Source organism: Pseudomonas sp. GW823-FHT06E10, assembly GCF_058794995.1.
Genome location: NZ_JBXAHJ010000006.1, coordinates 30,172 through 56,600, shown reverse-complemented (window position 1 = coordinate 56,600; position 26,429 = coordinate 30,172). Strand labels below are relative to the sequence as shown.

The following is a 26,429-nucleotide window of genomic DNA, read 5'->3' as shown; positions in this document are numbered from 1 at the left end:
GATGAACACCGTGGCTATCCCTCAATCTCCGGCCAGCGGCTCGCTGCTGCGCAGGTTTTCCAACCTGCTGTATCGCCGGCCGAATTTTTACCTGTCGCTACTGCTGGTGCCGCCGTTGCTGTGGTTCGGCGCGATCTACCTGGGTTCATTGCTGGTCCTGCTGTGGCAAGGTTTCTACACCTTCGATGACTTCACCATGGCGGTCACACCTGACCTGACCCTGGCGAACTTTACCGCGCTGTTCCAGCCGTCGAACTTCGACATCATCCTGCGCACCCTGGGCATGGCGATTGCCGTATCGATTGCCAGCGCCATCGTCGCGTTCCCGATTGCCTACTACATGGCGCGCTACACCACCGGCAAGACCAAGGCGTTTTTCTACATCGCAGTGATGATGCCGATGTGGGCCAGTTACATCGTCAAGGCCTACGCCTGGACACTGCTGCTGGCCAAGGGCGGCGTGGCGCAGTGGTTCGTGCAGCACTTGGGGCTGGAGCCGGTCCTGCAGTTCGTACTGGGCATTCCGGGAGTTGGCGGCAGCACTTTGTCGACCTCACACATGGGGCGCTTCATGGTGTTCGTCTACATCTGGCTGCCGTTCATGATCCTGCCGATCCAGGCCTCGCTGGAACGCCTGCCGCCTTCGCTGCTGCAAGCCTCCGCCGACCTCGGCGCCAAGCCGCGCCAGACCTTCATGCAAGTGATTCTGCCGCTGTCGATCCCGGGCATTGCCGCCGGTTCCATCTTCACCTTCTCGCTGACCCTGGGCGACTTCATCGTGCCGCAACTGGTCGGCCCGCCCGGCTACTTCGTCGGCAGCATGGTGTACGCCCAGCAAGGCGCGATCGGCAACATGCCGATGGCCGCTGCCTTCACCCTGGTGCCTATCGTGCTGATCGCCATTTACCTGTCCATCGTCAAACGACTGGGGGCCTTCGATGCACTCTGACAAAGCTTCCCTGGGCCTGCGCCTCGCCGCCTGGGGCGGGTTGGTGTTCCTGCACTTCCCGATCCTGATCATCTTCCTGTACGCCTTCAATACCGAAGACGCGGCGTTCAGCTTTCCACCCAAGGGTTTCACCTGGAAGTGGATCGGCGTGGCGTTCTCGCGGCCGGACGTGCTCGAGGCCATCAAGCTCTCGTTGCAGATCGCCTCGATTGCCACCCTGATCGCCATGGTCCTTGGCACATTGGCTTCGGCCGCGTTGTACCGCCGGGACTTCTTCGGCAAACAAGGCATCTCGCTGATGCTGATACTGCCGATTGCCCTGCCGGGGATCATCACCGGGATCGCGTTGCTGGCGACCTTCAAGACACTGGGAATCGAGCCGGGGATGTTCACCATCATCGTCGGCCACGCGACCTTCTGTGTGGTGATCGTCTACAACAACGTCATCGCCCGCTTGCGCCGCACCTCACACAGTTTGATAGAGGCCTCGATGGACCTCGGCGCCGACGGCTGGCAGACCTTCCGCTACATCATCCTGCCGAACCTCGGCTCGGCATTGCTGGCCGGCGGCATGCTGGCGTTTGCCCTGTCGTTTGACGAAATCATCGTCACCACCTTCACCGCCGGCCATGAACGCACCCTGCCGCTGTGGCTGCTCAACCAGCTCAGCCGCCCACGGGACGTGCCGGTGACCAACGTCGTGGCGATGCTGGTGATGCTGGTGACCATGCTGCCGATCCTCGGCGCTTATTACCTGACCCGTGGTGGCGAAAGCGTGGCTGGCAGCGGTGGTAAGTAACCAACAACCGATATCTCCTGTAGGAGCGAGCTTGCTCGCGAAAAACGTAAACGATGACAAGGGTTGCCTGGATGCACGCGGTGCCCTTGCATCCTTCGCGAGCAAGCTCGCTCCTACAGGTTCGGGTTCCGACAGAACAATAAAAGCGCCAAAGAGGACATGAACATGCAAACCAAACTCCTGATCAACGGCCAACTGCAAAGCGGCGAAGGCCCCGCCCAACCTGTGTTCAACCCGGCGCTGGGTAGTGTGCTGGTGGAAATCAACGAAGCCAGCGAAGCCCAGGTCGATGCCGCCGTGCGCGCCGCTGACGCTGCGTTCGACAGCTGGTCGCATACCCCGCCGAAAGACCGCTCGCTGCTGCTGCTCAAACTCGCCGATGCCATCGAAGCCCACGGCGAAGAACTGGCCAAACTGGAATCGGACAACTGCGGCAAGCCTTACAGCGCTGCGCTGAACGACGAGATCCCGGCAATTGCCGACGTGTTCCGCTTCTTCGCCGGCGCCAGCCGCTGCATGAGTGGTTCAACCGGTGGCGAGTACTTGCCGGGTCACACCTCGATGATCCGCCGAGATCCGGTGGGCGTGATCGCCTCCATAGCGCCGTGGAACTACCCATTGATGATGGTCGCCTGGAAAATCGCCCCGGCCCTCGCCGCCGGTAATACCGTGGTGCTCAAACCGTCGGAACAGACTCCGCTGACAGCCCTGCGCCTGGCTGAACTGGCGTCGGATATCTTCCCGGCCGGCGTACTCAACCTGGTGTTCGGCCGTGGTCCTACCGTCGGCAGCCCATTGGTCACTCACCCGAAAGTGCGCATGGTGTCGCTGACCGGTTCGATTGCCACCGGCTCGAACATCATTTCCAGCACCGCCGACACCGTCAAACGCATGCACATGGAACTGGGCGGCAAAGCCCCGGTGATCATCTTCGACGACGCCGACATCGATGCCGCCGTCGAAGGTATTCGCACCTTCGGTTTCTACAACGCAGGCCAGGACTGCACCGCCGCCTGCCGCATCTATGCCCAGGAAGGCATTTACGACAAGTTCGTGGAGAAGCTCGGCGCCGCCGTCAGCAGCATCAAGTGCGGCTTGCAGGATGATCCGTCGACCGAACTCGGCCCGCTGATCACCGCGCAACACCGCGACCGCGTTGCCGGCTTCGTCGAGCGCGCCATCGCCCAGCCACACATTCGTTTGATCACTGGCGGCAAGGCGGTTGAGGGCGATGGTTTCTTCTTCGAACCGACCGTGCTGGCCGATGCGCAGCAGGATGACGAAATCGTGCGCCGCGAAGTGTTCGGGCCAGTGGTGTCGGTAACCAAATTCACCGATGAAGCCCAAGTGCTAGGCTGGGCCAACGATTCGGACTACGGCCTGGCCTCCTCCGTGTGGACCGCCGACGTCGGCCGCGCCCATCGCCTGTCAGCGCGTTTGCAGTACGGCTGCACCTGGGTGAATACGCACTTCATGCTGGTGAGCGAAATGCCCCACGGCGGTCAGAAACTGTCCGGCTATGGCAAAGACATGTCCATGTATGGGCTGGAGGACTACACCGTTGTGCGGCATGTGATGTTCAAGCACTAAAGCATCGCGAGCAGGCTCGCTCCCACATTTGGAACGCATTCCCCTGTAGGAGCGAGCCTGCTCGCGATGGCGCCACCGCAACACTGCAAACAGTAAATTCCTACAGATCCAGCCTGCCTGAAAAACCCTCGATTCCTACAACAAGCGTCGCCAGAGTAGACTTGGCGCCGCGAGCGCCTGACCGATAGGCTTTGTTCCGTCGCTGCCAAATCAGCGGCCCGGAGTCGAAGCCGGAACATATCAACATGGCGCATCCGCGCCCCCATATGAGCTGGGGCATTTTTTGCCTTTCAGTTTCGCGTTATGGCGGGCCGTGTGGCGCGGGCCTCTCGGCTTCCATGTTGATCGAGAATGTTCCGACTTCGAACGCCTCACGGTCCGCCACCCAAATCTGTCGAAGGATTATTGGCGGCTCCTTTCTTCAACATGGAGTCGAAAAATGCACAAGCACACATCACATCCGACTGAAGCTCCTTCCTGCTTCATCCCTAAAGTCTTCACCCGCCACAACCGCTTCCTCCACGCCTTCATGCAAGACAACCAAGCCTGGTTCTGTGTTCAGGACCTTGGGCGCCTGATGGGTAAACCCCTGAATGAACGGCTCACCCTGAAACTCGACGCAGACCAACGTCGCACCGTCTGGCTGCGCAAAGACGGCAAAACGGTCGAAACCCTGATGGTCAGCGAATCAGGCGTGTACGCATTGCTGGTTCACCACTTCGTCCCGGAAAACCGCAATCTGCGCCAGTGGTTGAGCAACGAAGTCATACCCTCGCTGCGTGATGCGAAATCAGAGCCTGTGGAGAACCTGCCAAGCCTGAGTTCCTTGAATTGGGCCGGAGTTTCGGTGCCCTTGCTGCATTACCAGCACCACGCCTGGATCAAGTGGCGAGACATGCCTGAGTTGATGCAGGTGCAGCGCCCCTTCCCAATCGCTGGCACTTGCCGTTGAAGGGATAAATCGAGCCGATCAAAAAGGGAAACTGTAGGAGCGAGCTTGCTCGCGATGGACTCAAAGACACCGCGTACATCCAGAACGGACGCGTCATCGTTAACGACCATCGCGAGCAGGCTCGCTCCTACATTACTGCTCCAGGTCCACTCAAAACCGCGAAACACTCCTCATCGCGTCCACCAGATACCTCATCGCAATCCTGTCGCTCTCCGACAGCTCCCGATAGCGTTCCACCAGTTTCATTTCCTCGCTGTTGAGCCGGCGTCTTCTTCGCCCCAGGGCCAGACACGGAAAGATTCCCAACATTTCGGTGATGCCTTGTACTTTCGACATGGACGATGTCCTTCTAAACGTCAAAGAAAACTGCAAAAAACCGCATCGCCCTACCCCTTTTCGGCAGCCGCATCGTGCCGACTGAACCGCACCGGTCTTTCGGGCTTAAACCGGTCATGTGCACAGGATAGAAATAATCCGGGCGCTGAAAAGCGGTTTTTAGAGTAATTAGTCGAAAAAAGCAGAAATGCCCTCTAAATCAGAAACCCCTGTCGGAATTGTTTCCCGACATGTCTTGTTTCATTGCAGAGCCAGCGCAGTGCCATCAATCAATTTTGCTCCGCATTCGAACGGTTTAAGCTGTCGGGCATCTGTTTATAAGTCCGTTGCGTTTGGCCGAAGGCATGTCCGAACCGATATTTCTGATCCAGCACGTGCCAGGAACGGCGCGGGATTGCTCACGACAGGTTGTATTTATGCACCGCAGGAACTTGCTCAAAGCCTCCATGGCCATCGCGGCCTACACCGGTTTGTCCGCCACGGGCCTGTTGGCCGCCAAGGCCTGGGCCGCCAGCGGTGGCACCGCTGATGGCGAGGCCACCGCGTTCGATTTCGAGGCGCTGAAGCTCCAGGCCAAACAGCTCGCCAGCAATCGCTACCAGGACACCAAGCAACAGTTGCCGCCGACCCTGGCGACCATGACCCCGCAGAACTTCAATGCGATTCGCTACGACGGCAATCATTCGTTGTGGAAAGAAAACAAGGGGCAGCTGGACGTGCAGTTCTTCCACGTCGGCATGGGGTTCAAGCAGCCGGTGCGCATGTACAGCGTCGATCCGAAAACCCGGATGGCCCGCGAGGTGCATTTCCGCCCGTCGCTGTTCAACTATGAAAACACCACGGTCGACACCGCACAGCTCAAGGGCGACCTGGGTTTCTCCGGCTTCAAGTTGTTCAAGGCCCCGGAACTGGACAAGCACGATGTCGTGTCCTTCCTCGGCGCCAGTTACTTCCGTGCGGTAGACGCCACCGGCCAGTACGGTTTGTCGGCCCGCGGCCTGGCGATCGACACCTACGCCAAGAAACGCGAAGAATTTCCCGACTTCACCAAGTTCTGGTTCGAGACACCGAACAAGGACAGCACCCGCTTCGTGGTCTACGCCCTGCTCGACTCGCCGAGCGCCACCGGCGCCTACCGCTTCGATATCGACTGCCAGGCCGAGCGCGTGGTGATGGAGGTCGATGCCCACGTCAACGCACGCACCGCCATCGACCAGCTGGGCATCGCGCCGATGACCAGCATGTTCAGTTGCGGCACCCACGAGCGCCGGATGTGCGACACCATTCACCCGCAAATCCACGACTCCGACCGCCTGGCCATGTGGCGCGGTAACGGCGAGTGGATCTGCCGCCCGCTGAACAACCCGGCCACCCTGCAATTCAATGCCTTCGCCGATACCGACCCGAAGGGCTTCGGCCTGGTGCAGACCGACCACGAGTTCGCCAGCTATCAGGACACCGTCGACTGGTACAGCCGTCGCCCGAGCCTGTGGGTAGAACCGACCACGGCGTGGGGCGAAGGCTCGGTCGATCTGCTGGAGATCCCGACAACCGGCGAGACCATGGACAACATCGTCGCCTTCTGGACGCCGAAGAAACCGGTGGCGGCGGGCGACTCGCTGAACTACGGCTACAAGCTGTACTGGAGCGCATTGCCGCCGGTCGGAACGCCGTTGGCACGGGTCAATGCGACCCGCTCCGGGATGGGCGGCTTCACCGAGGGCTGGGCGCCGGGCGAACACTATCCGCCAGTCTGGGCCCGTCGTTTTGCCGTGGACTTCACCGGCGGCGGCCTGGACCGCTTGCCTGAAGGCACGGGCATCGAGCCTGTAGTCACTTGCTCGAACGGCGAGGTCAAGGATTTCAGCGTTCTCAAGCTTGATGACATCAAGGGCTACCGCATCCTGTTTGACTGGTACCCAACCAATGACAGCGTCGAGCCTGTCGAGCTGCGCCTGTTCATCCGCACCAACGACCGCACGCTGAGTGAAACCTGGTTGTACCAGTACTTCCCGCCAGCACCGGACAAGCGCAAATACATTTGATGATCGGGTAGCACCCTGCCACCATTCGGTTTTCCGAACGCGACCTGCGGGTCGGTTCGGTTAACCGGATCATCCCAGTGAAATCCCAACGCAAAAAATATTTAATTTCCTTGTAAATCAACGCTTTGATCAATTCGCACTGGTCTGGCACGAGTCATGCTCTACACTTCTTCGACGAATGTCCTTTGCGCCGACTCATCGTAGCGCTCAGGTGTTTTGCAGCACAAAAGGGCCGGTGAACTGGCTCCATAAAAAAAACAAAGTCGAGGAAAATTTGATGCGCATCGTTCCCCATATCCTGGGCGCAGCCATTGCTGCCGCTCTGATCAGCACGCCAGTTTTCGCCGCCGAACTCACCGGCACCCTGAAGAAGATCAAAGAGTCCGGCACCATCACCTTGGGCCATCGCGACGCTTCCATTCCGTTTTCCTACATTGCCGACGCTTCCGGCAAACCGGTCGGCTACTCCCACGACATCCAGCTGAAAGTCGTCGAAGCGCTGAAAAAAGACCTCGACATGCCGAACCTCCAGGTCAAGTACAACCTGGTGACTTCGCAAACCCGTATCCCGCTGGTGCAGAACGGCACCGTGGACCTCGAGTGCGGCTCCACCACCAACAACGTCGAGCGTCAGCAGCAAGTTGACTTCTCCGTTGGCATCTTCGAAATCGGTACTCGCCTGCTGTCCAAGGCAGACTCCAAGTACAAGGATTTCCCTGACCTGGCCGGCAAGAACGTCGTGACCACCGCCGGCACCACGTCCGAGCGCATCCTCAAAGCGATGAACGCCGACAAGCAGATGGGCATGAACGTCATCTCCGCCAAAGACCACGGCGAGTCGTTCCAGATGCTGGAAACCGGCCGCGCAGTGGCCTTCATGATGGACGACGCCCTGCTGGCCGGTGAAGCAGCCAAGGCCAAGAAGGCAAGTGACTGGGCCGTTACCGGCACTCCACAGTCCTACGAAATCTACGGCTGCATGGTGCGCAAAGGCGACGAGCCGTTCAAAAAGGCTGTGGATGACGCCATCAAGGCCACCTACGCATCGGGCGAGATCAACAAGATCTACGAAAAATGGTTCATGCAACCGATCCCGCCAAAAGGCCTGAACCTGAACTTCCCGATGAGCGACGAGCTCAAGGCCCTGATCGCCAAACCGACTGATAAAGCGGCTGACGACAAGAAGTCCTGATTTCTGACTAACCTTATCTCCTGAGAGGGCCCTGGCCCTTTCAGGAGGTGGTCAATTCCTGCTGGCATTTTTGGAAACACTCGAACCGGTGGCTGTCGAGCCGAGCGCGTGTGCCTGTCCCTCAAGGACAGGAGGGAACGGAGCTTCCCCCAAGCGGGCACTTGTACATCGATTGAACTGAGGGGAGACCCTAATGAATTACAACTGGGACTGGGGCGTGTTCTTCAAGTCCACCGGCGTGGGCAGCGAGACCTATTTCGACTGGTACGTGACCGGTCTGGCCTGGACCATCGGCATCGCCATCGCGGCCTGGATCATCGCCCTGACACTGGGCTCGATCCTGGGCGTCATGCGTACCGTGCCGAACCGCATCGTATCGGGCATCGCAACCTGCTACGTCGAACTCTTCCGTAACGTGCCGCTGCTGGTTCAGCTGTTCATCTGGTACTTCCTGGTACCCGACCTGCTGCCGGCCGACCTGCAAGAGTGGTACAAGCAGGATCTGAACCCGACCACCTCGGCCTTCCTCAGCGTCGTGGTGTGCCTGGGCCTGTTCACTACCGCCCGGGTTTGCGAACAGGTGCGCACCGGTATCCAGGCCCTGCCAAAAGGCCAGGAATCCGCGGCTCGCGCCATGGGTTTCAAGCTGCCACAGATCTACTGGAACGTGCTGCTGCCCCAGGCCTACCGGATCATCATTCCGCCGCTTACCTCGGAATTCCTGAACGTCTTCAAGAATACCTCCGTGGCCTCGCTGATCGGTTTGATGGAGCTGCTCGCGCAGACCAAGCAGACCGCCGAGTTCTCCGCCAACCTGTTCGAAGCCTTCACCCTGGCAACGCTGATCTACTTCACCCTGAACATGAGCCTGATGTTGCTGATGCGCGTGGTCGAGAAGAAAGTCGCCGTACCGGGCCTGATTTCCGTAGGGGGTAAATGATGGAATTCGACTTCTCGGGCATCATCCCGTCCCTGCCGGGCCTGTGGAACGGCATGATCATGACCCTCAAGCTGATGGCCATGGGCGTGATCGGCGGCATCATCCTGGGCACCATCCTTGCCCTGATGCGCCTGTCCCACAACAAAGTGCTGTCGAACATCGCCGGCGCGTACGTTAACTATTTCCGCTCGATCCCCTTGCTGCTGGTGATCACCTGGTTCTACCTGGCGGTACCGTTCGTGCTGCGCTGGATCACCGGCGAAGACACGCCGATCGGCGCGTTCGCCTCGTGCATCGTGGCGTTCATGATGTTCGAAGCGGCGTACTTCTGCGAAATCGTCCGCGCTGGTGTGCAGTCGATTCCCAAGGGCCAGATGGGCGCTGCCCAGGCGCTGGGCATGAGTTACGGGCAGATGATGCGCCTGATCATCCTGCCGCAAGCGTTCCGCAAGATGACGCCACTGTTGCTGCAACAGAGCATCATCCTGTTTCAGGACACCTCGCTGGTCTACGCCGTCGGCCTGGTGGACTTCCTCAATGCTTCGCGCGCCAGTGGCGACATCATTGGCCGCTCCAATGAGTTCCTGATTTTCGCGGGTCTCGTGTACTTCATCATCAGCTTTGCCGCCTCGCAGCTGGTCAAGCGTCTGCAAAAAAGGTTCGCCGTATGATCTCTATCAAAAGCATCAACAAGTGGTATGGGGACTTCCAGGTACTGACTGATTGCAGCACCGAGGTCAAGAAAGGCGAAGTGATCGTGGTGTGCGGGCCGTCCGGTTCCGGCAAATCGACCCTGATCAAGTGCGTCAACGCCCTGGAACCGTTCCAGAAAGGCGACATCGTGGTCGACGGCACCTCCATCGCCGACCCGAAGACCAACCTGCCGAAACTGCGTTCGCGCGTGGGCATGGTGTTCCAGCACTTCGAGCTGTTCCCGCACCTGACCATCACCGAAAACCTGACCATCGCGCAGATCAAGGTGTTGGGCCGCAGCAAGGAAGAGGCCACCAAGAAAGGCCTGCAACTGCTCGAACGCGTCGGTCTCTCGGCCCACGCCCACAAGCATCCTGGCCAACTGTCCGGCGGTCAGCAGCAGCGTGTGGCGATTGCCCGTGCTCTGGCGATGGACCCGATCGTCATGCTGTTCGACGAACCGACCTCGGCGCTCGACCCGGAAATGGTCAACGAAGTGCTCGACGTGATGGTGCAACTGGCCCACGAAGGCATGACCATGATGTGCGTGACCCACGAAATGGGCTTCGCCCGTAAAGTGGCCGACCGCGTGATTTTCATGGACCAGGGCAAGATCATCGAAGACTGCAAGAAAGAAGAGTTCTTCGGTGACATCAATGCCCGCGCGGAGCGTACGCAGCACTTCCTCAACAAGATTCTGCAGCACTAAGAGCTGTACGCCCCTCCCCTGTAGGAGCGAGCTTGCTCGCGATGTACTCAAAGGCACCGCGTACATCCAGGATGAACGCGTCATCGTTGACGACCATCGCGAGCAAGCTCGCTCCGACAGATAGGCGGGCAAGCGCTGGTTGACCCAAGGCATCTGTGATGAAATGCGACCCCACTCTTTATCGCGCCACGTCGCCATCACTCGCCGTGAAACCCCGTCTGGTTCGTCATTTGTTCCTGCCGCCACTGATCATCGCCATGATGATCGGCCTGGGCTATATCGGCTTCTGGATCAGTGAGCACTACGGCATCCGCAGCCTCAGCGAAAACGGCCAGCGCCAGCTGGAACTGCACGCGCGCGCCGTCGAAAGCGAAATCAGCAAATACACCTACTTGCCCAGCCTGCTGGAACTCGAAACCAGCGTTTCGCAGTTGCTGGCCGACCCGACTCCGGAATACCGGCAGACGGTCAACGATTACCTTGAAGGCCTGAACCGGCGCAGCCGCAGTCGGGCCATCTACGTGATGGACACCACCGGTCGCGTCATGGCCACCAGCAACTGGCGCGATGTCGACAGTTACCTGGGTGAAGACCTATCCTTTCGCGCCTATTTCCAGAACGCCGTGCGCGGTCAGCCGGGGCGTTTCTACGGCATTGGCAGCACCAACGGCGAACCCGGTTACTACCTGGCCCATGGCCTGGAAGAACACGGCAAGATCATCGGCGTAGCCGTGGTCAAGGTCCGCCTGGAAGCCATGGAAGAACGCTGGCAACGGGCTCGCCTGGAAGCCTTCGTCAGCGACGAAAACGGCATCATCATTCTTTCCAGCGATCCGGCGCGGCGCTTGAAATCGGTGGTGCCGCTGAGCGAAGAAACCAAGGAAAAACTCGCCCGCAGCCTGCAGTACTACTGGTTCCCGCTCAACGAACTGCAGCCGCTGGCCCGGGAAACCCTGTCCGAAGGCGTGGAAAAACTCACGTTCCCGGCCAACAGCGAGCTGGTGTCCGACGATGAAAACATCAGCTATCTGGCGCAAACCCGGCCGTTGAGCGATACACCGTGGAATTTCACCCTGCTCACGCCACTCCAGGACTTGCGCCGCGAAGCGATCAACCAGGGGATCCTGGTGGCCGTGGCGTTTGCCCTCCTGGCGTTCCTTTTGATCGCCTGGAACGAGCGGCGCAAGGTGATCGCCACCCGCCTCGCAGCCCGGGAAGCCTTGCAGGAAGCCAACAATCAGCTGGAGCGTCGGATTACCGAACGCACCACCGACCTGCGCGCCAGCAACGAACGGCTCAAGGGCCAGATCCGCGAACGCCGGCTCGCCGAAGAGACTTTGCGCCGTGCCCAGGATGAACTGGTGCAGGCCGGAAAACTCGCGGCCATCGGCCAGATGTCCACCAGCATCGCCCACGAACTGAACCAGCCGCTGGCGGCGCTGCGCACCTTGTCCGGCAATACCGTGCGCTTCCTCGAACGCGGCCAGCTCGACGTGGCCAGCACCAACCTCAAGACTATCAACGAATTGATCGACCGCATGGGCCGGATCACCGCCAGCCTGCGCTCGTTCGCCCGGCGCGGAGACGACAAAGGCCAGGCCTGCCTCGGCAAAGCGGTGGACGCGGCCCTGCAATTGCTAGGCGCCCGGGTGGAAAATATTCAGCTGCAATTACACCGCGACTTCACCGATGTGCAGGTGCAGATCGACCAGACCCGCCTGGAGCAGATTCTGGTCAACCTGATCGGCAACGCCCTCGACGCCATGCAAGCGCAGCCGCAACCCGAGCTGTGGCTCGAAGGCGAAGCGTTCGATGGCAAATACCGCCTGCGGGTGCGTGACAACGGCCACGGCATCGACGCCGAAGCGCGCAAGCACCTGTTCGAACCGTTTTTCACCACCAAACCCGGCGAACAGGGCCTGGGCCTGGGCCTGACCCTTTCCGCCAGCCTCGCCGCCGCCACCGGCGGTCACCTGGGTGTCGAGCACCCGGCCAGCGGTGGTACTGCATTCGTCCTCAGTTTACCGTTGGTAAGCCTCACTCCCGCCGAGCCAATATGAACAACGACCTTAGTGTATTGATCGTCGAAGACGACCCCCATGTGCTGCTCGGCTGCCAACAGGCGCTGACCCTGGAAGACATTCCCTGCATTGGCGTGGGCAGCGCCGAAGAAGCCCTGGAACGGGTCGGCGACAACTTCGCCGGCATCGTCGTCAGCGACATTCGCCTGCCGGGCATCGATGGCCTGGAACTGCTGACCCGGCTCAAGGAGCGCGACCGCAGCCTGCCGGTGGTGCTGATCACCGGACACGGCGACATCTCCATGGCCGTCGGCGCGATGCAGAAAGGCGCCTACGACTTCATGGAAAAGCCGTTCTCCCCGGAGCGCCTGGTGGACGTGGCCCGCCGCGCCCTGGAGCAACGCAGCCTGGCGCGGGAAGTCTCCTCGTTACGTCGGCAACTGGCCGAGCGCGATTCCCTCGAAGGGCGGATCATCGGCCGTTCGCCAGCCATGCAGAATTTGCGCGAACTGATCGCCAACGTCGCCGACACCTCGGCCAACGTGCTGATCGAGGGCGAAACCGGCACTGGCAAAGAACTGGTCGCTCGTTGCCTGCATGACTTCAGTCGGCGCCACACCAAACAGTTCGTCGCACTGAACTGCGGCGGCCTGCCGGAAAACCTGTTCGAAAGCGAAATTTTCGGCCACGAGGCCAACGCCTTTACCGGCGCGGGCAAACGGCGGATCGGCAAGATCGAACACGCCGACGGCGGCACGCTGTTCCTCGACGAAGTGGAAAGCATGCCCCTGCCCTTGCAGATCAAACTGCTGCGGGTACTACAGGAGCGCACCCTCGAACGCCTCGGCTCGAACCAGAGCGTGGCGGTGGATTGCCGTGTCATCGCAGCGACCAAATCCGACCTCGTCGAGTCGAGCAAGGCCGGCGAGTTCCGCAGTGACCTGTATTACCGCCTCAACGTGGTGACCCTGGAACTGCCGCCGCTGCGCGAGCGCCGCGAAGACATCCTGCAACTGTTCGAACACTTTTTGCAGCAGTCGTCCCTACGCTTCGACCGCACGGTGCCGGAGCTGGACAACCAGACCGTTTCGAACCTGATGAGCCACGATTGGCCGGGTAACGTGCGTGAACTGCGCAACGTTGCCGAGCGCTTTGCCCTGGGCCTGCCGGCGTTCAAGAAAACCGGTGCCGGTGGCGGCAATCAGGGCCTGGCCTTTGCCGAAGCGGTGGAAGCGTTCGAGCGCAATCTGCTCAGCGACGCCTTGCAACGCAGCGGCGGCAACCTGACCCAGGCCAGCCAGGAACTGGGCATGGCCAAGACCACTCTGTTCGACAAAGTGAAAAAGTACGGCCTGAGTCATTAGGGGGCTTGCTCAAAGCGACCCAGAACCTGTGGGAGCGAGCTTGCTCGCGATGGCGGCGTTTCAGTCACCGATGATGTCGACTGATCAGACGCTATCGCGAGCAAGCTCGCTCCCACAGGTGATCGGGGGGTTACAGGAGGTTGCGATCGGCCACAGGCTCGATTTGCGCCCAATGTGAAGTGTCTTCTCGGTGCTCGCGCAAGTACGGCAACACCGCCGCCAGCAACGGCGCCTTGAACGCCTCCTGGAAACGATGGGCCAGGCCCGGAATCAAGATCAACTGACTGCCGCGCAGATGCGCCGCCAGATGCACCCCGTGCATCACCGGCAACAGCGGGTCGGCGGTGCCATGCACCACCAGCGCCGGCACCCGCAACTGATTGAGCAGGGTCACCCGGCTCGGCTCGGCGAGAATGGCCATGATCTGGCGTTTCACGCCCTCGGGATTGAACGCCCGGTCATAGGACTGCGCCGCCTGATGCAGCAACGCCTGGCGATCGTCGGTCACTATCGGGCTGCCCAGCGCCGCCAGCAGGTCGGCCTGTTGCTCCAGGGCCACTTCGCGGTTCGGTGCGCCGCGCCGCGCCAACAACTGCACCAGCGCCGCACTCGGGGCCGGCAAGCCTTCGGCGCCGGAGGTGGTCATGATCAGGGTCAGACTCTCGACCCGTTGCGGTGCCATGGCAGCCATGTGCTGGGCAATCATGCCGCCCATGCTGGCGCCCAACACGTGGAATTGATCGATGTGCAAGGCGTCCATCAAGCCCAGGCCATCGTCGGCCATGTCGGTCAGCGAGTACGGTGACGACACCGGCAATCCGAGTTTGTAGCGCAGCACTTCGAAGGTCAGGTTGGCGTCGGCCGGTGCTTGCCGCCAGGTCGACAGGCCGACATCGCGATTGTCATAGCGGATCACCCGGAACCCCTGCTGGCACAAGGCGACAACCACCTCGTCCGGCCAGTGAATCAATTGCCCGCCCAGCCCCATCACCAGCAGCAATGCCGGATCCGACGCACGGCCAATGCTCTGGTACGCCAGGCTTACCTGGGCCAGATCCACCCGTTCGGTCGGAACATTGACATCGCAACGAGACGCCGCCAATGACGGCAGGCCGAATAAAAAGGCGGCCAAAAAAACAAATCTTGATAAGAAAACACGCATGAAGAAACACCGAAACGCAGAACCCCAGTAGAGCGCGAGTCTGATGAAGTTTGTTCAAGCGCGCTGCCACAATTACGTGACAGTTTGATGAAGAGTGCCGGACGGTCATCAGACCAGACAGCGGCACGCGATAACTATGTACCACCATGCCGCTTCTCGAACGAACTTTAATGGCCCCGATTTTTCACCCATCGGAGTCCTTCTTCATGCACGAATCACCTGCCGCACCGCTGGCCGACTTCGGCCTCGTCTCCTCATTGGCCCAAGACACGGATGAAAACCTGTACCTGAGCGCCTCGGCGCGCTGGAACGACTGCCGCGATCAATGGCTGGCCCTCATGGCGCAAAACCCTCAAGCCACCTTGACCTCGAACTGGTGGCAGGCACGCGCACGCGGTACCGACGTTTCACGCCAGGCACAGGCCATCCGCTTGTATCGCCAGCATTTCGAAGCGTCGTGCCAATTGGCATTTGCCCAGGGCACCTTGAATGCCGAACAGTTCAATGTGCTGCTGGATCTCGTCAACCCGGCAGCGCAGACAACCTCCCCCGAGATTCTGGTTTACGTCGAGACCCTGTCGCTCGGGGGCAACAGCGGTCTGACTGACGAACTGCCGGGTGCCCTGGTCATTACCCGCAACACCGACCAACCGGTCACCCAGTTGCTGTATCTGCCGTCTCGACCAGCGCCCTGGATGACCTTTGAAAATCGCAACAGCCTGGAACGCTGGTTGATCCAGCAGCAACCTGAACCCGAGGCCAGCCACGTCACGGTCGATTACACCGTATTGGACACCCCGCAGCTGACGAAAAGTGCCGAGTCCCTTTTGGCGGGACTGGCCACGGCCCCTGCCGAGCGGCAACGCAACGACCGTGTTTTTGCCTCGCCCACCGACCTGCCCCTGCCGGATACAAGCAACGACATCGCCCCGTTCGGGCAACTGAGCCCCGACGTTCCCTTCAGTCTGCGTCACAGCGCTTTAGTGCAACAGCAAACGGCACTGCAAAACTTTCTGGGGCCGGACTTTGCAGGCACCACCGACGACCCGCGCATGCAGAGGCTGCAACAGCAATTCGACGCCCTGCGCGCCGCCGAACAGGCCAGCAGCGAGGCCGCGAGTGCCCTGTTAAGCGCCGACGATGCACCGCAACTGCTGGAACTGCGCCACGCGTCGGGCACACATTACAAGGCCCTGTACCAGGCGCGCCTGAGTGGCCTGCGTGCCGAAGCCGACCTGCAATTGAGCCTGAATCAGATCAGCAGCGATGAATATCAGTGGCTGACGGCCGTGCTCGACGCGCCCGAAAAACCTCGACCGGCCGATGTGGTGGTCGCCCGACTGGTGTTGACCGCGACTGACAGCGAAGACGACACCCTCCGTACGCAGACCCAGGAGCTCGACGGTGTGCTGCTGTTTGCCCGGCCATCGGCATTGCTGCCGTCCGCCAGCGACAGCGTGTTGCTCTACTGGCCCGGATATTTCGGCGGCCTGCAACGGTTCGCCTCCCGCCAGGCACTGGAGCAGAAGATGTTCAGGCAGCCGGCCAACGACGACACACAAGCGCTGCAACTTTTGCCGCTGGCCGGCAACCCGTTCGAGTACGCCCTGCAAACCCAGCTTCACAGCTGTGAACAGCATGCGACGCGGCTGATGACCGCCAACCCCGTGCCCTCCCATGCTGGTCAACGCGCGGCGGAACTGGAAAAACTGCGTGAACAGACGCTCGCCCGCCTGACCGTCCCCACTGTCTCCGCGCGGGAGCTGGCCTTCGCACAAATCGTCGAGCAAAACCGCAGCGCCACGCTGGCAACACGCTTGCCGTCCTCCCTCAGCGCACTGTCCGCGGCCCAACGCGATCGGCTCAAGGCGTTGTTCACCGCTTACATCGCGGCGATGAAGCGCTCCCAACAACTGCTTGAACGGGAACTGCCACTGCGCGAGTCATTCAGCAAAAAGGCCATCGACGCCCGCCTGCGTAAAGACTTCGCCCTGACGCAAACCGCTGAAGTGATGCTGGACATCCCCGACACCACCACGTGGCGCAAGGTGCTGATCGAGGGCGCAGCGCCGGGAACACCGCAAAAGAATGTACTGACCGGCAGCGAACAGCGCAACTTGTTGTCCCTCGCCGAACTGGCGCAAGGCAATATCGATCAGTCGATGTGGTATCGGGTGTCGTTGATGCGAGTCCAGATCAGCGGCGCCGACGAGGCGCAACGGCAGAAACTGAAAACCGGCATCACCCAGGACTACCTGCGCAACATGGTCACCGAGCTGGATCTGGCCGGGAAATACGAAAGGCTGATTCGCGAGACCTTCCTTGGCGCCCCTAGCGCCTCGGCCTTCAGCAATGAATTTCGTCGTGAATGCCTGAACGAACCGTGGCGGTTGATGCTCCAGTTGCACGGCGAATTCGCCGTGCTGGCCAAGGACATCGACGTCTCGGGCCAGCGCGTGCTGCAGATCGCCATCGACGCCAACAGTCGTGAAGCCTTTGCGGTCGACGGCAAGCGCATCGTGTTGTTGCCCGCGCACCTGACCGTTGGCGGCACGGACACGCCGGGCGAGGGGCCGAGCACCCTGGCCGGGGTGACTTTTATCGTCGAGCAGATCAGCGGCCTGACCCTGCTCTATCGGCCTGACTGCCCCGATGGGGTGTTTGTGCGTCAGTTCGACAGCCTTGAACAGGCGCGGACGTTCCTCTTCAACCAATGCCTGAACAGCACGATGGTCAACTATTTGGCCGGTCGCGCCCTGACCGGGGAATTTGCCTCGCACGTCAGCCGGATCAACCAGGCCCGGGTGAAAAACTTCGATGCCCTGATCGGCGTCGGCACCGCCTGGCCGGCCAGCACATCCCTGGCAGCGCATCTGCTCAATGTGCACATGGGCCGTTTGCTGGAGGCGCATCGGTCGACATCGCGCTCCAACGATGCCTTGTATCTTGAGCACGTCGCGCTGCGCTCCGGGGCCATGTTCAATTACCTGAAAATGGCGCTGGGCGTCGTGCCTTTCATCGGTACCGCCATTGCCCTGTACGACGCCTGGAACAGCGCCAACCAGGCAGCGGCGGCCTTCCTGCGCGGTGATGTCGGCCATGGCCTGGCCGAGGTGGAAGCCGTGTTGCTGTCGTTGATCGACGCTGCCATGGATGTACTGCCCGTTGTTGGCGCCACTTCCAGTGCCGCGCGCGCCGCCACTCGCGGGCGACAATTGCGCGCCCTGACCAAACAACCGGGCGCCTTGCAGGTCTCGACCCCGCAGCAGGTCCGACGCACCCTCGAACGCTTCAGGGGCTATGAGTACGAACACGAGATTTCCTTCGCCGGCCTGCAACCGGGCACCGAAGGGATTTATCGCAACGTTTATCGCCACGCCGACGGCGACTTCATGGTCAGCCAGGGTCGTATCTATCGCATCGAATTGACCGACAACCCACCGCAATGGCGCTTGAGTGCAACCAGCACCCGAACCTACAAACAACCCATCGCCCTGGATGAAACCGGCAACTGGAAAACCCATTATGCGGTGTACGGCACCGTGACGGCAGGAGGCGGAGCCGGTGGCGGCGCGGTGCTCGGCCACATGGCTGACGGCCTCGACCCGCTCTGGCCCGCCGCCATTCGCCGCTGGCTACCGCGCTGGTGGACGGATCGGGCGTTGCGACGCCAGTTGACGCTGACCAACACTGCCGATGCCTACTCCCGGCGCATCGGGACCCAGACCCGCAGTTCCAACACTGTGCTGGAACATTACTTCAGCCTTGACCGGGAGCAGCGCCAACCGCTTCGAGCCAATGCCGACATTCTTTGCGTGAACGACATCGAGCTGGCGCAGGCCCAGTACCTGAACCTTGAAGAACTGATGCTGATCAGCCACGGCCGCAGACGCATGCTGGTCGAAGATGCTCAAAGCCGCTGCGCCTGGGTCATCGTCGACCGATGGGTACGGCGGATCGCTTTGGTCAAGGAGCGCCTGGTGGAACACCTCAACCGCATCGATCAAATGATTGCCCGTTCGGAGGCCACGCCGTTCAGCAATACCACCGCACACATTCAACTGATGGCGCAACGCAAGGAAATCCGAATCGAGTTTCTCAAGGACTTCGACCGGCTTCACACTCAGGTCGCAGAAGCCAATCGATGGAACGGACGGATCACCAACCGCGTGCAAAAATCAAAGATGGCCCCGGATATGGCCACGGTTAACGAAAAATTCAGCGATGCCAACTACTACTATCTGAAAACGGCAAATGAGCTGGAGATCATCACTCACTACAACGCCGTCACCGACCAGTCCTGGGTCTACTTTCACGTACAGTTGAAACAGGCCCGCGACAAGGTCGGGCGAGCGCTGCTGACCCAACATCAATTGCCTGAAGTACAGGCCACGTTTACCCAGCGCAACAAGGTGCTCGAAGATTGCCTGGCGACCTATGCCGAATTTCGTCGCAACCTCGGGGCCTGGTCCCTGGGTTATCCGCAGCATCTGGATCTGGAGCAGGTCACGGCGTTTCTCGACAATCTGGCAGAAGTCGAAGCGGCGGCTCGTCATGCCATCAAGACTCGCCCGTCCAAAAGTGCGAAAGCGGGAAATGCGTCAAAGCAGCTGTTCGAGACGGAAGACAATCAGTTGCTCATCGGCATCGCCAGCACGGATACCGCAACCCGCCAACAGCGCTTCACCGTCGAGGGTGCAAATGGGTTCAGGGAAACCTGGTTACCCCGCTCCTCCAGCGGCAAGTACCACCTCAGTGAACCCGTGGCGGCAGCGCCAACGGAACTTGTGACCGATATCACGCCGTTGCTGGTGGAGGCCAGGAAAAGGCTCGGCACCGTGGACGCCTACAAAAGCAAAGTCGAAGGCCACGCCCGTCAGGACATGTTGCCGGTCGATCTGGAACACATGATGATCAGTGAAGCCGAGGAACTGAACATGCGAGCCCGGGCCATCGAACGCCTGTCGCCCACGGAGACGGTCGCGCTGCAATTGCGCAATCGCGCGAATGAATTGACCCGTGCCGGCCGCACGTTGCGTATTGAGCAGACCCTGAACAGCAAAACCCCGACCGAGGGCTATCTGGACTATCTGCTTGAACAACGCGTGGTGGACATCCGCAAGGAGGGCGGCCTGCGCGATCTGGGCAAACGCGCAGACGGACGACGGGATTTTCTGCAGGAGTACGAGGTGCGCGACCTGCGCAGCGAACCGGCGCAAACCCTGTGGTACGCACACTTCCACTACACCTCGGCCAAGCCCCAGTTCAGCGACTTCGTCAAAGGCCATCTGAAACTGCCGGAACAACGCAACCTGGGCCTGCAATGGCAGAAGGACGTGGCCGCCAGTGGCGGTACGGTCGAGGCAATCTGGCGCGGAGACATTGGCAAACCGCTGGGCAACAAACACTTTTCCTCGCTGTAAAGTAACAACGGCGGAGCATGCCATGTGCTCCGCCGTGCTTGTGGTCGACAGCGGCACCAACATGAGACAAACTCAACCTTTTCGATTTATCGACAAGTTTTCCTCATGGAGCCTCCGGTGCTTGAAATCCGTCACCTCAAGACCCTGCACGCCTTGCGCGAAGCCGACAGCCTGGTGGATGCGGCCGATCGCCTGCACCTGACCCAGTCAGCCCTGTCCCACCAGTTCAAGGAGCTGGAGGAACGCATGGGCATGCCGCTGTTCGTGCGCAAGACCAAACCGGTGCGCTTCACCAGCGCCGGTTTGCGCCTGCTGCAACTGGCCGACGCTACCCTGCCGCTGCTGCGCGCCGCCGAGCGCGACATCAGTCGCCTGGCCGGTGGCACGGCCGGTCGTCTGCACATGGCGATCGAGTGCCACAGTTGCTTCCAGTGGCTGATGCCGACCATCGACCAGTTCCGCGACGCCTGGCCGGAAGTCGAACTGGACCTGGCCTCGGGGTTTTCCTTCGCCCCGCTGCCTGCCTTGGCCCGTGGCGACCTGGACCTGGTGGTGACCTCCGATCCGGTGGACCTGGCCGGGATCACCTATGTCCCCCTGTTCACTTATGAAGCGATGCTCGCGGTGGCCAACCAGCACCGCCTGGCCAGCAAGGCTTATATCGTCCCCGAAGACCTGCTCCCGGAAACCTTGATCACCTACCCGGTGGAACGGGACCGGCTGGACATCTTCACCCGCTTCCTCGAACCCGCCGACATCGAACCGGCCCAGGTCCGCACCTCGGAACTGACAGTGATGATGATGCAACTGGTGGCCAGCGGTCGCGGCGTTTGCGGCATGCCCCATTGGGCACTGCATGAATACAGCTCGCGAGGCTATGTGAAAGCCAAGCGGCTGGGTGAGAAAGGTTTGTTCGCCACACTGTATGCGGCGATCCGCGCCGACATGCTCGATGCGCCGTACATGCGCGACTTCTTGCTGACGGCCAAGGACACGTCGTTTTCGACGCTGGATGGGGTCAGCGCCGTTCGCTAGAACACCAACCCCCTGTAGGAGCGAGCTCGCTCGCGATGGTCGTCAACGATAACGCTGGAAACCGGGCACCCCGTGTCGCTCTCAGGTTTATCGCGAGCGAGCTCGCTCCTACAGGGGATCTATGTGATGGTTAGATCTCACGCCACATGTGAATCTTGTCGAAGTAATCCTCGCCCACCCGAACGGCCATCGGCTCCAGGCCAAACTGGATGAAGCCGCAGCGCTGGTAGAGGTTGAACGCGGCATCGTTGCCAGCGGTGATGGTCAACTGGATCAGGCGCAAACCCGCATGGTTCTGCGCCTCGGCCAATGCCGCCTGAACCAGTTGATAGCCGAGCCCACGCTGGCGGACCTTGGCGGTCACGTACATGCCAAACAGTGTCACCTTGTGCCGGGCCTTTTCCCGAGGCTCGAACGCGAGGCCGACAATGCCGGCCAACCGGCCCACTTCGAACGCCCCGAACACCACGTCCAGCTTGCCGGTCAGGCGCGACTCCCACCAACTCAGCGGCATCGCTGCCCGCTCACGCACGCTCGAGGTAAAGGCCTGCGGGTGCAGGTCGTAGGCTTCGAGCATCAGCGCCCGGTAGTCCAGGGCATGGCTGGCATCAAGTCGTTCGATCCACATCCTCAGGCCATCCGTTTTTGCTCAAGCATCAGCCGCAGCGCCAGCCCCGACAATACAAAGCCCATGAAGTAGCGCTGCATCGCCAGCCAGGTCGGATTGTTGACGAACCACGAGGCGATGCCCGCGGCAAACATGGCGATCAGCAGGTTGACGCAGAAACTGACGCTGATCTGGGTCAGGCCGAGGATGATGCTCTGGGTGAACACCGAACCGTGCTCCGGCGTGATGAACTGCGGAAACACCGACAGATAGAACACCGCGATTTTCGGGTTCAGGGCACTGGTCAGAAAGCCCATGGTGATCAGCTTGCGCGACGAATCCGGGGGCAACTGCTGTGCCTCGAACGGCGAGCGCGCACCGGGTTTGACCGCCTGCCAGGCCAGCCACAACAGGTACAGCGCACCGGCCCACTTCAACACCTCATAAGCCATCGGCACCGCCAGGAACACTGCAGTCAAACCCGCAGCGGCGGCAAACAGGTGCACGAAGAATCCGGCGACCACCCCAAGCAGCGAGATCACCCCGGCCTTGCGCCCCTGGCAGATCGAACGGGAGATCAGGTAGATCATGTTCGGCCCCGGTGTCACTACCATCAGCAACGCGGCAGCAGCAAAAATCAGCAGGTCTTGAAGCGGGATCATGGGCGAGGTCCTTTGCGTGATGATCAGGCGATCGCGGTCAGCGATGCTCGATAAAACGGCAGAATCAGGTCCCGTGTCAATGGCGCCAGGCTGACATCGCCGTCGGTGGCCGGGTCGATCCAGAGCACCTCTTCGATCTCCGCCGCCGGGGTGACATCGCAATGAATATTCAGTTGAAAGAGCTCGGCGTGTACGACAAACCCCGGTTCGTTGGCGGCCGGTGCCGAAAAGTGACCGAGGTAAACGGCCTGCGCCGGGTCGATGTCCAGACCCAGCTCTTCTTCCAGCTCCCGGGCCAGGGCGTGGACCGGCAATTCATGGGGCTCGATCTTGCCACCCGGCTGCATGAACGCCGTGGTGCCGCGCTTGCGCACCAGCAACGTACGGCCGTCAGGGCCGATCAACAGGGCGGCGGCGATGTGGATAATCCCGGAGGCTGGCATGGAAAACGTCGACATAAATAGAAGGCCCTTGACTCAAAAACGCTAAGGATCACATGTCCGCCCTGTAGGAGCGAGCTTGCTCTCGATGGTCGGGAACGAAAACGCGTAAAACCAGATGCCCATCGGCGCCCTCAGGTTTATCGCGAGCAAGCTCGCTCCTACAGTTTCCTTTATGCGGCTTCCTGGAAATCCATCTCCGGCGGCTGCCGACGGAAACCACCGGTCAACACCGCCAGGTACACCACGCCAATCGCCAGCCAGCTCAACCCCAGATAAACCGCCAGATGATCGAGGCTGACCATCAACCACAAATCCGCTGACAGGCCGATGAACGGAAACAGCAGGAACAGCACGAATTCGCGCGGGCCCTTTTTCTCGCCACCGATCCAGTAATGGAAGATCACCGACAGGTTCACCAGACTGAATGCCAGGAACGCGCCGAAGTTGATGAACGAGGTCGAGGTGGTGACGTCCAGTTTCAGTGCCAGCAACGCCACCACCGCGCACAGCAGAATGCTGTTGATCGGCGTACCGAAGCGTTCGTGCAAGGTCCCGAAAAACGACTTCGGCAACACACCGTCGCGGCCCATGGCGTACAGCAGCCGCGAACCGCTGGCCTGGGCTGACAGCCCCGAGGCGAACTGGCCGACGATCAGGCCGATCAGAAAGATCGACACGAACAGGTCGCCACCGATGTTGCGGGCAATTTCATAGGCCGCCGAGTCGACGCTGTCGAACTGGAACGACGGATGAGCGATCTGCACGAAGTACGACACGCCGACGAAAATCAGCCCGCCGATCAGGGTGATCAGCATGATCGCCCGGGGAATGGTGCGGCGTGGATCGCGGGTTTCTTCGGTCAGGGTGCTGACCGCGTCGAAGCCCAGGAACGAGTAACAGGCGATAGCCGCGCCGCTCATGATCAACGGCATCTGCATGTCGCCATTGAAGAACGGCTTGATCGACCACAATGGCGTGCTTGCATCACCGCCGACGTAATGCACGCACAGCGCGACGAAGGCGATCAGCACCAGGAACTGCACCAGCATCAACAGGGCATTGATGCCGTTGGCCAGCTTCAGGCCGACGATGTTGATCGCGCTGGTGATGCTGATGAACGCCAGTACCCAGACCCACTGCGGCACCGCCGGGAATGCGGAGTTGAGGTAGGCCGCGCCGATCAGCCAGATCGCCATGGGCAGGAACAGATAATCGAGCAGCACCGCCCAACCGGCGATGAACCCGAGTTTCGGGCTGATGGCCTTGCGCACATAGCTGTAGGCCGAGCCGGCCACCGGGAACGCCGAAGCCATCCGCCCATAGCTCATGGCAGTGAAGAACATCGCGACCAGCGCCGCGAGATACGCGGCCGGCACCATGCCGGCGGTGGATTGAGCGAGGATGCCAAAGGTGCCGAGCACAATGATCGGTGTCATATAGGCGATGCCAAACAGCACCACCGAGCCTAATGACAGGGTGCGTTGCAAACGAGCCATGAGCGACTACTCCGGATTTTATTGGATTTATGGCAGAGCCGAGTTCGGCGAAAATTACGGGTGTTGCGTTGTTGTTCTTGGGTGAATGGTCAAACAGGTGTGTCGTCTGTCAGGGCCTCATCGCGAGCAAGCTCGCTCCCACAGGATTTGTGTCGATTACAAAATCCGAATCCACTGGAGCCCGCCCCTGTGGGAGCGAGCTTGCTCGCGATGGCGTCAGCCCAGCCAGCACAGGGCCCAGATCAGCGCACAGGAATCAGCAGCTCCCGCAACCCACCTGCCTGCTCAACCACCTCCCCCGGCAACCTCAGCCGCTGATCGTCCAGATAGCGGTAATCCTGGCGCGCCACCGTCAACTGGTTCAGGTCCAGTTCGACCGCAAACTGCCCTTCCTCGCGTCCGGCTTCGAACAACAAGGTGCCCAGCGGATCGACCAATGCGCTGCCGCCGGCAAACAACAAACCGCCATCGCCCTCTTCCACCCGATTGACCATCAGCGCAAACGCCTGGTTTTCCTGGGCGCGGGCCATGATGGCGGTGCGATGGGTAGGACCGTAGGGGTCCATGTTGCCGTTGGTGACGATCAACAGTTCAGCCCCCAGTTGCGCCAGGGCGCGGGCGCTCTCGGGGAATTCGATGTCGTAGCAAATCAGCAGGCCCACACGCACGCCGTTCCACAGGCAGGTGGCGTAGCGATCGCCCGCCTCGTAGACACCGCGATCCGAGGCCCACAAGTGAGTCTTGCGGTACTTCAGCGCGATGCCTTCAGGAGTGATCAGCAGCGTGGTGTTGTAGAAGCGGCCGTTGTCGTTTTCGGCCATGCCGATGGCCACGGAGATATTGTGCTGGCGGGCGGCGGCGATTACCGCGCTGACGGACGGGCCGTCCAGCGGCTCGGCCACCTCGGCCACGGACTCGGCCGAAGGGAAGCCCATCAAGTGGCCTTCGGGGAACAGGATCAGCTGCGAATCGGCTGCGCATGCAGCCATTGCCGCCAGGGTGCGTTCGAGGTTGTAGGCCGTGTCGTTGTCACGGCCTGCCAATTGGGCGAGTTCGACCTTCATGGGTATTCCTTGTTATGCGCCGGGCGGCAGAAAGATTGCCCGGTCGGTGTCTGTGCGCCAGTATGCGCAGCAAGCAACCGGGCGGGGAATTACGCCGCCGGGGTAACACGATAGGGGTAGATGCATGACACTCTCGTTGGACGACATCGCCTGGCACCGCTCGGTGGGGCAACTGATCGACGCCCTGGACAAGCCCAATTTCTGGACCCAGCTTGTACGCCTGCTGGACCAGTACGTGCCCTTCGACAGCTGGGTGGCGCTGCTTTTCAGTGCCGATCAGCGCCCCCAGGTGTTCGCCGAATGCCCCGGCGAAGACGGCATCCCTGACCAGTTGTTCCAGGATTACCTGCGCGGCCTGTACCTGCTCGACCCCTTCTACATCGCCTGTCGCGAGCAATCGCGCACCGGGCTGTATCGCCTGTCGGAAGTGGCCCCGGAGCACTTTGAGCTGACTGAGTATTACCAGCGCTACTTTCGTCTGAATGTGGTGGCCGACGAAATCCAGTTCAATTGCCAGCTTGAAGGCGACCGCACGCTGTGCCTGTCCCTGGGCAGCACCCAGCGCTTCAGCGGCCAGCAGATCGCCTTGCTGTCGTTGATCCAGCCGTGGGTGCTCGGCCTGTTGCGCCAGCGTCTACCCTATGAAATCAACGAAGTCGTGGCCCTGGCCCCCGCACCGCCGCAAGCTGATTGGCGGGTACAACTGGAAGCCTCGGTGCAGCAACTCAAAGGCGCGCAGTTGACGGCCCGGGAGCTGGATGTCGGGCGTTTGATGCTCAGCGGTTGCTCCAGTAAAGAAATCGCCCGCAAGCTGGAAATCTCGGTCGAAACCGTGAAAGTCCACAAGAAACACATGTACAGCAAGCTGGGGATCAAATCCCAGTCCGAGCTGTTTTCGATATTTCTCCAGGCACAAAACGCCTGAATGACCTGCGGACCACTTTGCT

21 protein-coding genes are annotated in these 26,429 nt (G+C 60.8%); 14 read left to right on the top strand and 7 right to left on the bottom strand.

Going from position 1 to position 26,429, the window contains the following annotated elements:
- Window position 1 precedes the first annotated feature (1 nt).
- The 4 genes from AC1Q6Y_RS11715 to AC1Q6Y_RS11700 all read left to right on the top strand — a co-directional run bounded on the left by AC1Q6Y_RS11715 (window position 2) and on the right by AC1Q6Y_RS11700 (window position 4,290).
- Complete coding sequence (locus tag AC1Q6Y_RS11715; RefSeq protein ID WP_492624603.1) at window positions 2-949, top strand: ABC transporter permease; 948 nt, start codon at window positions 2-4, stop codon at window positions 947-949.
- Window positions 939-1,748 carry an ABC transporter permease gene (locus tag AC1Q6Y_RS11710; RefSeq protein WP_057716221.1) on the top strand — a complete coding sequence of 270 codons (810 nt, stop codon included), beginning with the start codon at window positions 939-941 and terminating at the stop codon, window positions 1,746-1,748. Before AC1Q6Y_RS11715 ends, AC1Q6Y_RS11710 begins: the two co-directional genes overlap by 11 nt.
- A 165-nt stretch (window positions 1,749-1,913) precedes the next feature.
- Window positions 1,914-3,338, top strand: a complete 1,425-nt coding sequence (locus tag AC1Q6Y_RS11705; RefSeq protein WP_340315438.1) for a gamma-aminobutyraldehyde dehydrogenase — start codon at window positions 1,914-1,916, stop codon at window positions 3,336-3,338.
- A 439-nt stretch (window positions 3,339-3,777) separates the two neighbouring features.
- The gene (locus tag AC1Q6Y_RS11700) at window positions 3,778-4,290 is read left to right on the top strand and encodes a BRO-N domain-containing protein (protein WP_492624602.1); all 513 of its coding nucleotides are present in this window, start codon (window positions 3,778-3,780) and stop codon (window positions 4,288-4,290) included.
- 150 nt (window positions 4,291-4,440) lie between these two features.
- Here the strand turns inward: AC1Q6Y_RS11700 and AC1Q6Y_RS11695 are convergent, their stop codons facing one another.
- A complete protein-coding gene (locus AC1Q6Y_RS11695) occupies window positions 4,441-4,626 on the bottom strand; it encodes a hypothetical protein (protein WP_046041279.1) in 186 nt (61 codons plus the stop codon).
- A 416-nt stretch (window positions 4,627-5,042) separates the two neighbouring features.
- Here AC1Q6Y_RS11695 and AC1Q6Y_RS11690 point away from each other — a divergent pair, with 416 nt between their 5' ends.
- The 7 genes from AC1Q6Y_RS11690 (at window position 5,043) to aauR (ending at window position 13,590) form a co-directional block, all read left to right on the top strand.
- The gene (locus tag AC1Q6Y_RS11690; protein WP_057716224.1) at window positions 5,043-6,671 is read left to right on the top strand and encodes a glucan biosynthesis protein D; all 1,629 of its coding nucleotides are present in this window, start codon (window positions 5,043-5,045) and stop codon (window positions 6,669-6,671) included.
- Between the two features lie 277 nt (window positions 6,672-6,948).
- Window positions 6,949-7,863, top strand: a complete 915-nt coding sequence (locus tag AC1Q6Y_RS11685) for a glutamate/aspartate ABC transporter substrate-binding protein (protein ID WP_046041277.1) — start codon at window positions 6,949-6,951, stop codon at window positions 7,861-7,863.
- A gap of 193 nt (window positions 7,864-8,056) precedes the next feature.
- Window positions 8,057-8,803 carry an amino acid ABC transporter permease gene (locus AC1Q6Y_RS11680; protein ID WP_057716225.1) on the top strand — a complete coding sequence of 249 codons (747 nt, stop codon included), beginning with the start codon at window positions 8,057-8,059 and terminating at the stop codon, window positions 8,801-8,803.
- Window positions 8,803-9,474 carry an amino acid ABC transporter permease gene (locus tag AC1Q6Y_RS11675; protein ID WP_057716226.1) on the top strand — a complete coding sequence of 224 codons (672 nt, stop codon included), beginning with the start codon at window positions 8,803-8,805 and terminating at the stop codon, window positions 9,472-9,474. The genes AC1Q6Y_RS11680 and AC1Q6Y_RS11675 overlap by 1 nt, the downstream gene beginning before the upstream one ends.
- On the top strand, window positions 9,471-10,205 hold the full coding sequence (locus AC1Q6Y_RS11670) for an amino acid ABC transporter ATP-binding protein (RefSeq protein WP_057716227.1): 735 nt from the start codon (window positions 9,471-9,473) through the stop codon (window positions 10,203-10,205). Before AC1Q6Y_RS11675 ends, AC1Q6Y_RS11670 begins: the two co-directional genes overlap by 4 nt.
- A gap of 158 nt (window positions 10,206-10,363) precedes the next feature.
- Window positions 10,364-12,265 carry a two-component sensor histidine kinase AauS gene (aauS, locus tag AC1Q6Y_RS11665; protein WP_492624601.1) on the top strand — a complete coding sequence of 634 codons (1,902 nt, stop codon included), beginning with the start codon at window positions 10,364-10,366 and terminating at the stop codon, window positions 12,263-12,265.
- Window positions 12,262-13,590: a two-component response regulator AauR gene (aauR, locus tag AC1Q6Y_RS11660; protein WP_150815089.1), complete on the top strand. Its 1,329-nt coding sequence runs from the start codon at window positions 12,262-12,264 to the stop codon at window positions 13,588-13,590. The genes aauS and aauR overlap by 4 nt, the downstream gene beginning before the upstream one ends.
- 130 nt (window positions 13,591-13,720) lie before the next feature.
- Here aauR and AC1Q6Y_RS11655 read toward each other — a convergent pair whose 3' ends face one another.
- Window positions 13,721-14,752: an alpha/beta fold hydrolase gene (locus AC1Q6Y_RS11655; protein WP_218495014.1), complete on the bottom strand. Its 1,032-nt coding sequence runs from the start codon at window positions 14,750-14,752 to the stop codon at window positions 13,721-13,723.
- Window positions 14,753-14,958: 206 nt separating this feature from the next.
- Between AC1Q6Y_RS11655 and AC1Q6Y_RS11650 the strand changes: the two genes are divergently transcribed.
- Together AC1Q6Y_RS11650 and metR are read left to right on the top strand one after the other, a co-directional pair.
- Window positions 14,959-20,175 (top strand): dermonecrotic toxin domain-containing protein, encoded by a 5,217-nt coding sequence (locus AC1Q6Y_RS11650; protein ID WP_492624600.1) that lies wholly within the window; start codon window positions 14,959-14,961, stop codon window positions 20,173-20,175.
- Window positions 20,176-20,292: 117 nt separating this feature from the next.
- Window positions 20,293-21,210 (top strand): transcriptional regulator MetR, encoded by a 918-nt coding sequence (metR, locus tag AC1Q6Y_RS11645; RefSeq protein ID WP_007985733.1) that lies wholly within the window; start codon window positions 20,293-20,295, stop codon window positions 21,208-21,210.
- A gap of 130 nt (window positions 21,211-21,340) precedes the next feature.
- On the opposite strand, the gene AC1Q6Y_RS11640 is transcribed toward metR, so the two are convergent.
- The 5 genes from AC1Q6Y_RS11640 to AC1Q6Y_RS11620 all read right to left on the bottom strand — a co-directional run bounded on the left by AC1Q6Y_RS11640 (window position 21,341) and on the right by AC1Q6Y_RS11620 (window position 25,482).
- A complete protein-coding gene (locus AC1Q6Y_RS11640; protein ID WP_492624599.1) occupies window positions 21,341-21,838 on the bottom strand; it encodes a GNAT family N-acetyltransferase in 498 nt (165 codons plus the stop codon).
- A gap of 2 nt (window positions 21,839-21,840) precedes the next feature.
- A complete protein-coding gene (locus tag AC1Q6Y_RS11635) occupies window positions 21,841-22,479 on the bottom strand; it encodes a LysE family translocator (protein ID WP_057716232.1) in 639 nt (212 codons plus the stop codon).
- A 23-nt stretch (window positions 22,480-22,502) separates the two neighbouring features.
- Window positions 22,503-22,937: an NUDIX hydrolase gene (locus tag AC1Q6Y_RS11630; protein WP_492624598.1), complete on the bottom strand. Its 435-nt coding sequence runs from the start codon at window positions 22,935-22,937 to the stop codon at window positions 22,503-22,505.
- 155 nt (window positions 22,938-23,092) lie between these two features.
- A complete protein-coding gene (locus AC1Q6Y_RS11625; protein ID WP_057716234.1) occupies window positions 23,093-24,418 on the bottom strand; it encodes an APC family permease in 1,326 nt (441 codons plus the stop codon).
- Between the two features lie 242 nt (window positions 24,419-24,660).
- Window positions 24,661-25,482, bottom strand: a complete 822-nt coding sequence (locus AC1Q6Y_RS11620) for a carbon-nitrogen hydrolase family protein (RefSeq protein ID WP_057716235.1) — start codon at window positions 25,480-25,482, stop codon at window positions 24,661-24,663.
- A gap of 124 nt (window positions 25,483-25,606) precedes the next feature.
- On the opposite strand from AC1Q6Y_RS11620, the gene AC1Q6Y_RS11615 reads away from it, so the two are divergent.
- Entirely contained in the window at window positions 25,607-26,407 is an 801-nt protein-coding gene (locus AC1Q6Y_RS11615) for a helix-turn-helix transcriptional regulator (RefSeq protein WP_223503236.1), read from the top strand.
- Window positions 26,408-26,429: the final 22 nt, after the last annotated feature.

Coding starts and splice junctions, on each gene's coding strand:
- AC1Q6Y_RS11620 (WP_057716235.1), bottom strand. CDS start 25,482: ATGAAGGTCGAACTCGCCCAATTGGCAGGCCGTGACAACGACACGGCC.
- AC1Q6Y_RS11675 (WP_057716226.1), top strand. CDS start 8,803: ATGGAATTCGACTTCTCGGGCATCATCCCGTCCCTGCCGGGCCTGTGG.
- AC1Q6Y_RS11690 (WP_057716224.1), top strand. CDS start 5,043: ATGCACCGCAGGAACTTGCTCAAAGCCTCCATGGCCATCGCGGCCTAC.
- AC1Q6Y_RS11630 (WP_492624598.1), bottom strand. CDS start 22,937: ATGTCGACGTTTTCCATGCCAGCCTCCGGGATTATCCACATCGCCGCC.
- AC1Q6Y_RS11615 (WP_223503236.1), top strand. CDS start 25,607: ATGACACTCTCGTTGGACGACATCGCCTGGCACCGCTCGGTGGGGCAA.
- AC1Q6Y_RS11655 (WP_218495014.1), bottom strand. CDS start 14,752: ATGCGTGTTTTCTTATCAAGATTTGTTTTTTTGGCCGCCTTTTTATTC.
- AC1Q6Y_RS11680 (WP_057716225.1), top strand. CDS start 8,057: ATGAATTACAACTGGGACTGGGGCGTGTTCTTCAAGTCCACCGGCGTG.
- aauR (WP_150815089.1), top strand. CDS start 12,262: ATGAACAACGACCTTAGTGTATTGATCGTCGAAGACGACCCCCATGTG.
- aauS (WP_492624601.1), top strand. CDS start 10,364: ATGAAATGCGACCCCACTCTTTATCGCGCCACGTCGCCATCACTCGCC.
- AC1Q6Y_RS11670 (WP_057716227.1), top strand. CDS start 9,471: ATGATCTCTATCAAAAGCATCAACAAGTGGTATGGGGACTTCCAGGTA.
- AC1Q6Y_RS11625 (WP_057716234.1), bottom strand. CDS start 24,418: ATGGCTCGTTTGCAACGCACCCTGTCATTAGGCTCGGTGGTGCTGTTT.
- AC1Q6Y_RS11710 (WP_057716221.1), top strand. CDS start 939: ATGCACTCTGACAAAGCTTCCCTGGGCCTGCGCCTCGCCGCCTGGGGC.
- AC1Q6Y_RS11635 (WP_057716232.1), bottom strand. CDS start 22,479: ATGATCCCGCTTCAAGACCTGCTGATTTTTGCTGCTGCCGCGTTGCTG.
- AC1Q6Y_RS11695 (WP_046041279.1), bottom strand. CDS start 4,626: ATGTCGAAAGTACAAGGCATCACCGAAATGTTGGGAATCTTTCCGTGT.
- AC1Q6Y_RS11650 (WP_492624600.1), top strand. CDS start 14,959: ATGCACGAATCACCTGCCGCACCGCTGGCCGACTTCGGCCTCGTCTCC.
- AC1Q6Y_RS11640 (WP_492624599.1), bottom strand. CDS start 21,838: ATGTGGATCGAACGACTTGATGCCAGCCATGCCCTGGACTACCGGGCG.
- AC1Q6Y_RS11685 (WP_046041277.1), top strand. CDS start 6,949: ATGCGCATCGTTCCCCATATCCTGGGCGCAGCCATTGCTGCCGCTCTG.
- AC1Q6Y_RS11700 (WP_492624602.1), top strand. CDS start 3,778: ATGCACAAGCACACATCACATCCGACTGAAGCTCCTTCCTGCTTCATC.
- AC1Q6Y_RS11715 (WP_492624603.1), top strand. CDS start 2: ATGAACACCGTGGCTATCCCTCAATCTCCGGCCAGCGGCTCGCTGCTG.
- AC1Q6Y_RS11705 (WP_340315438.1), top strand. CDS start 1,914: ATGCAAACCAAACTCCTGATCAACGGCCAACTGCAAAGCGGCGAAGGC.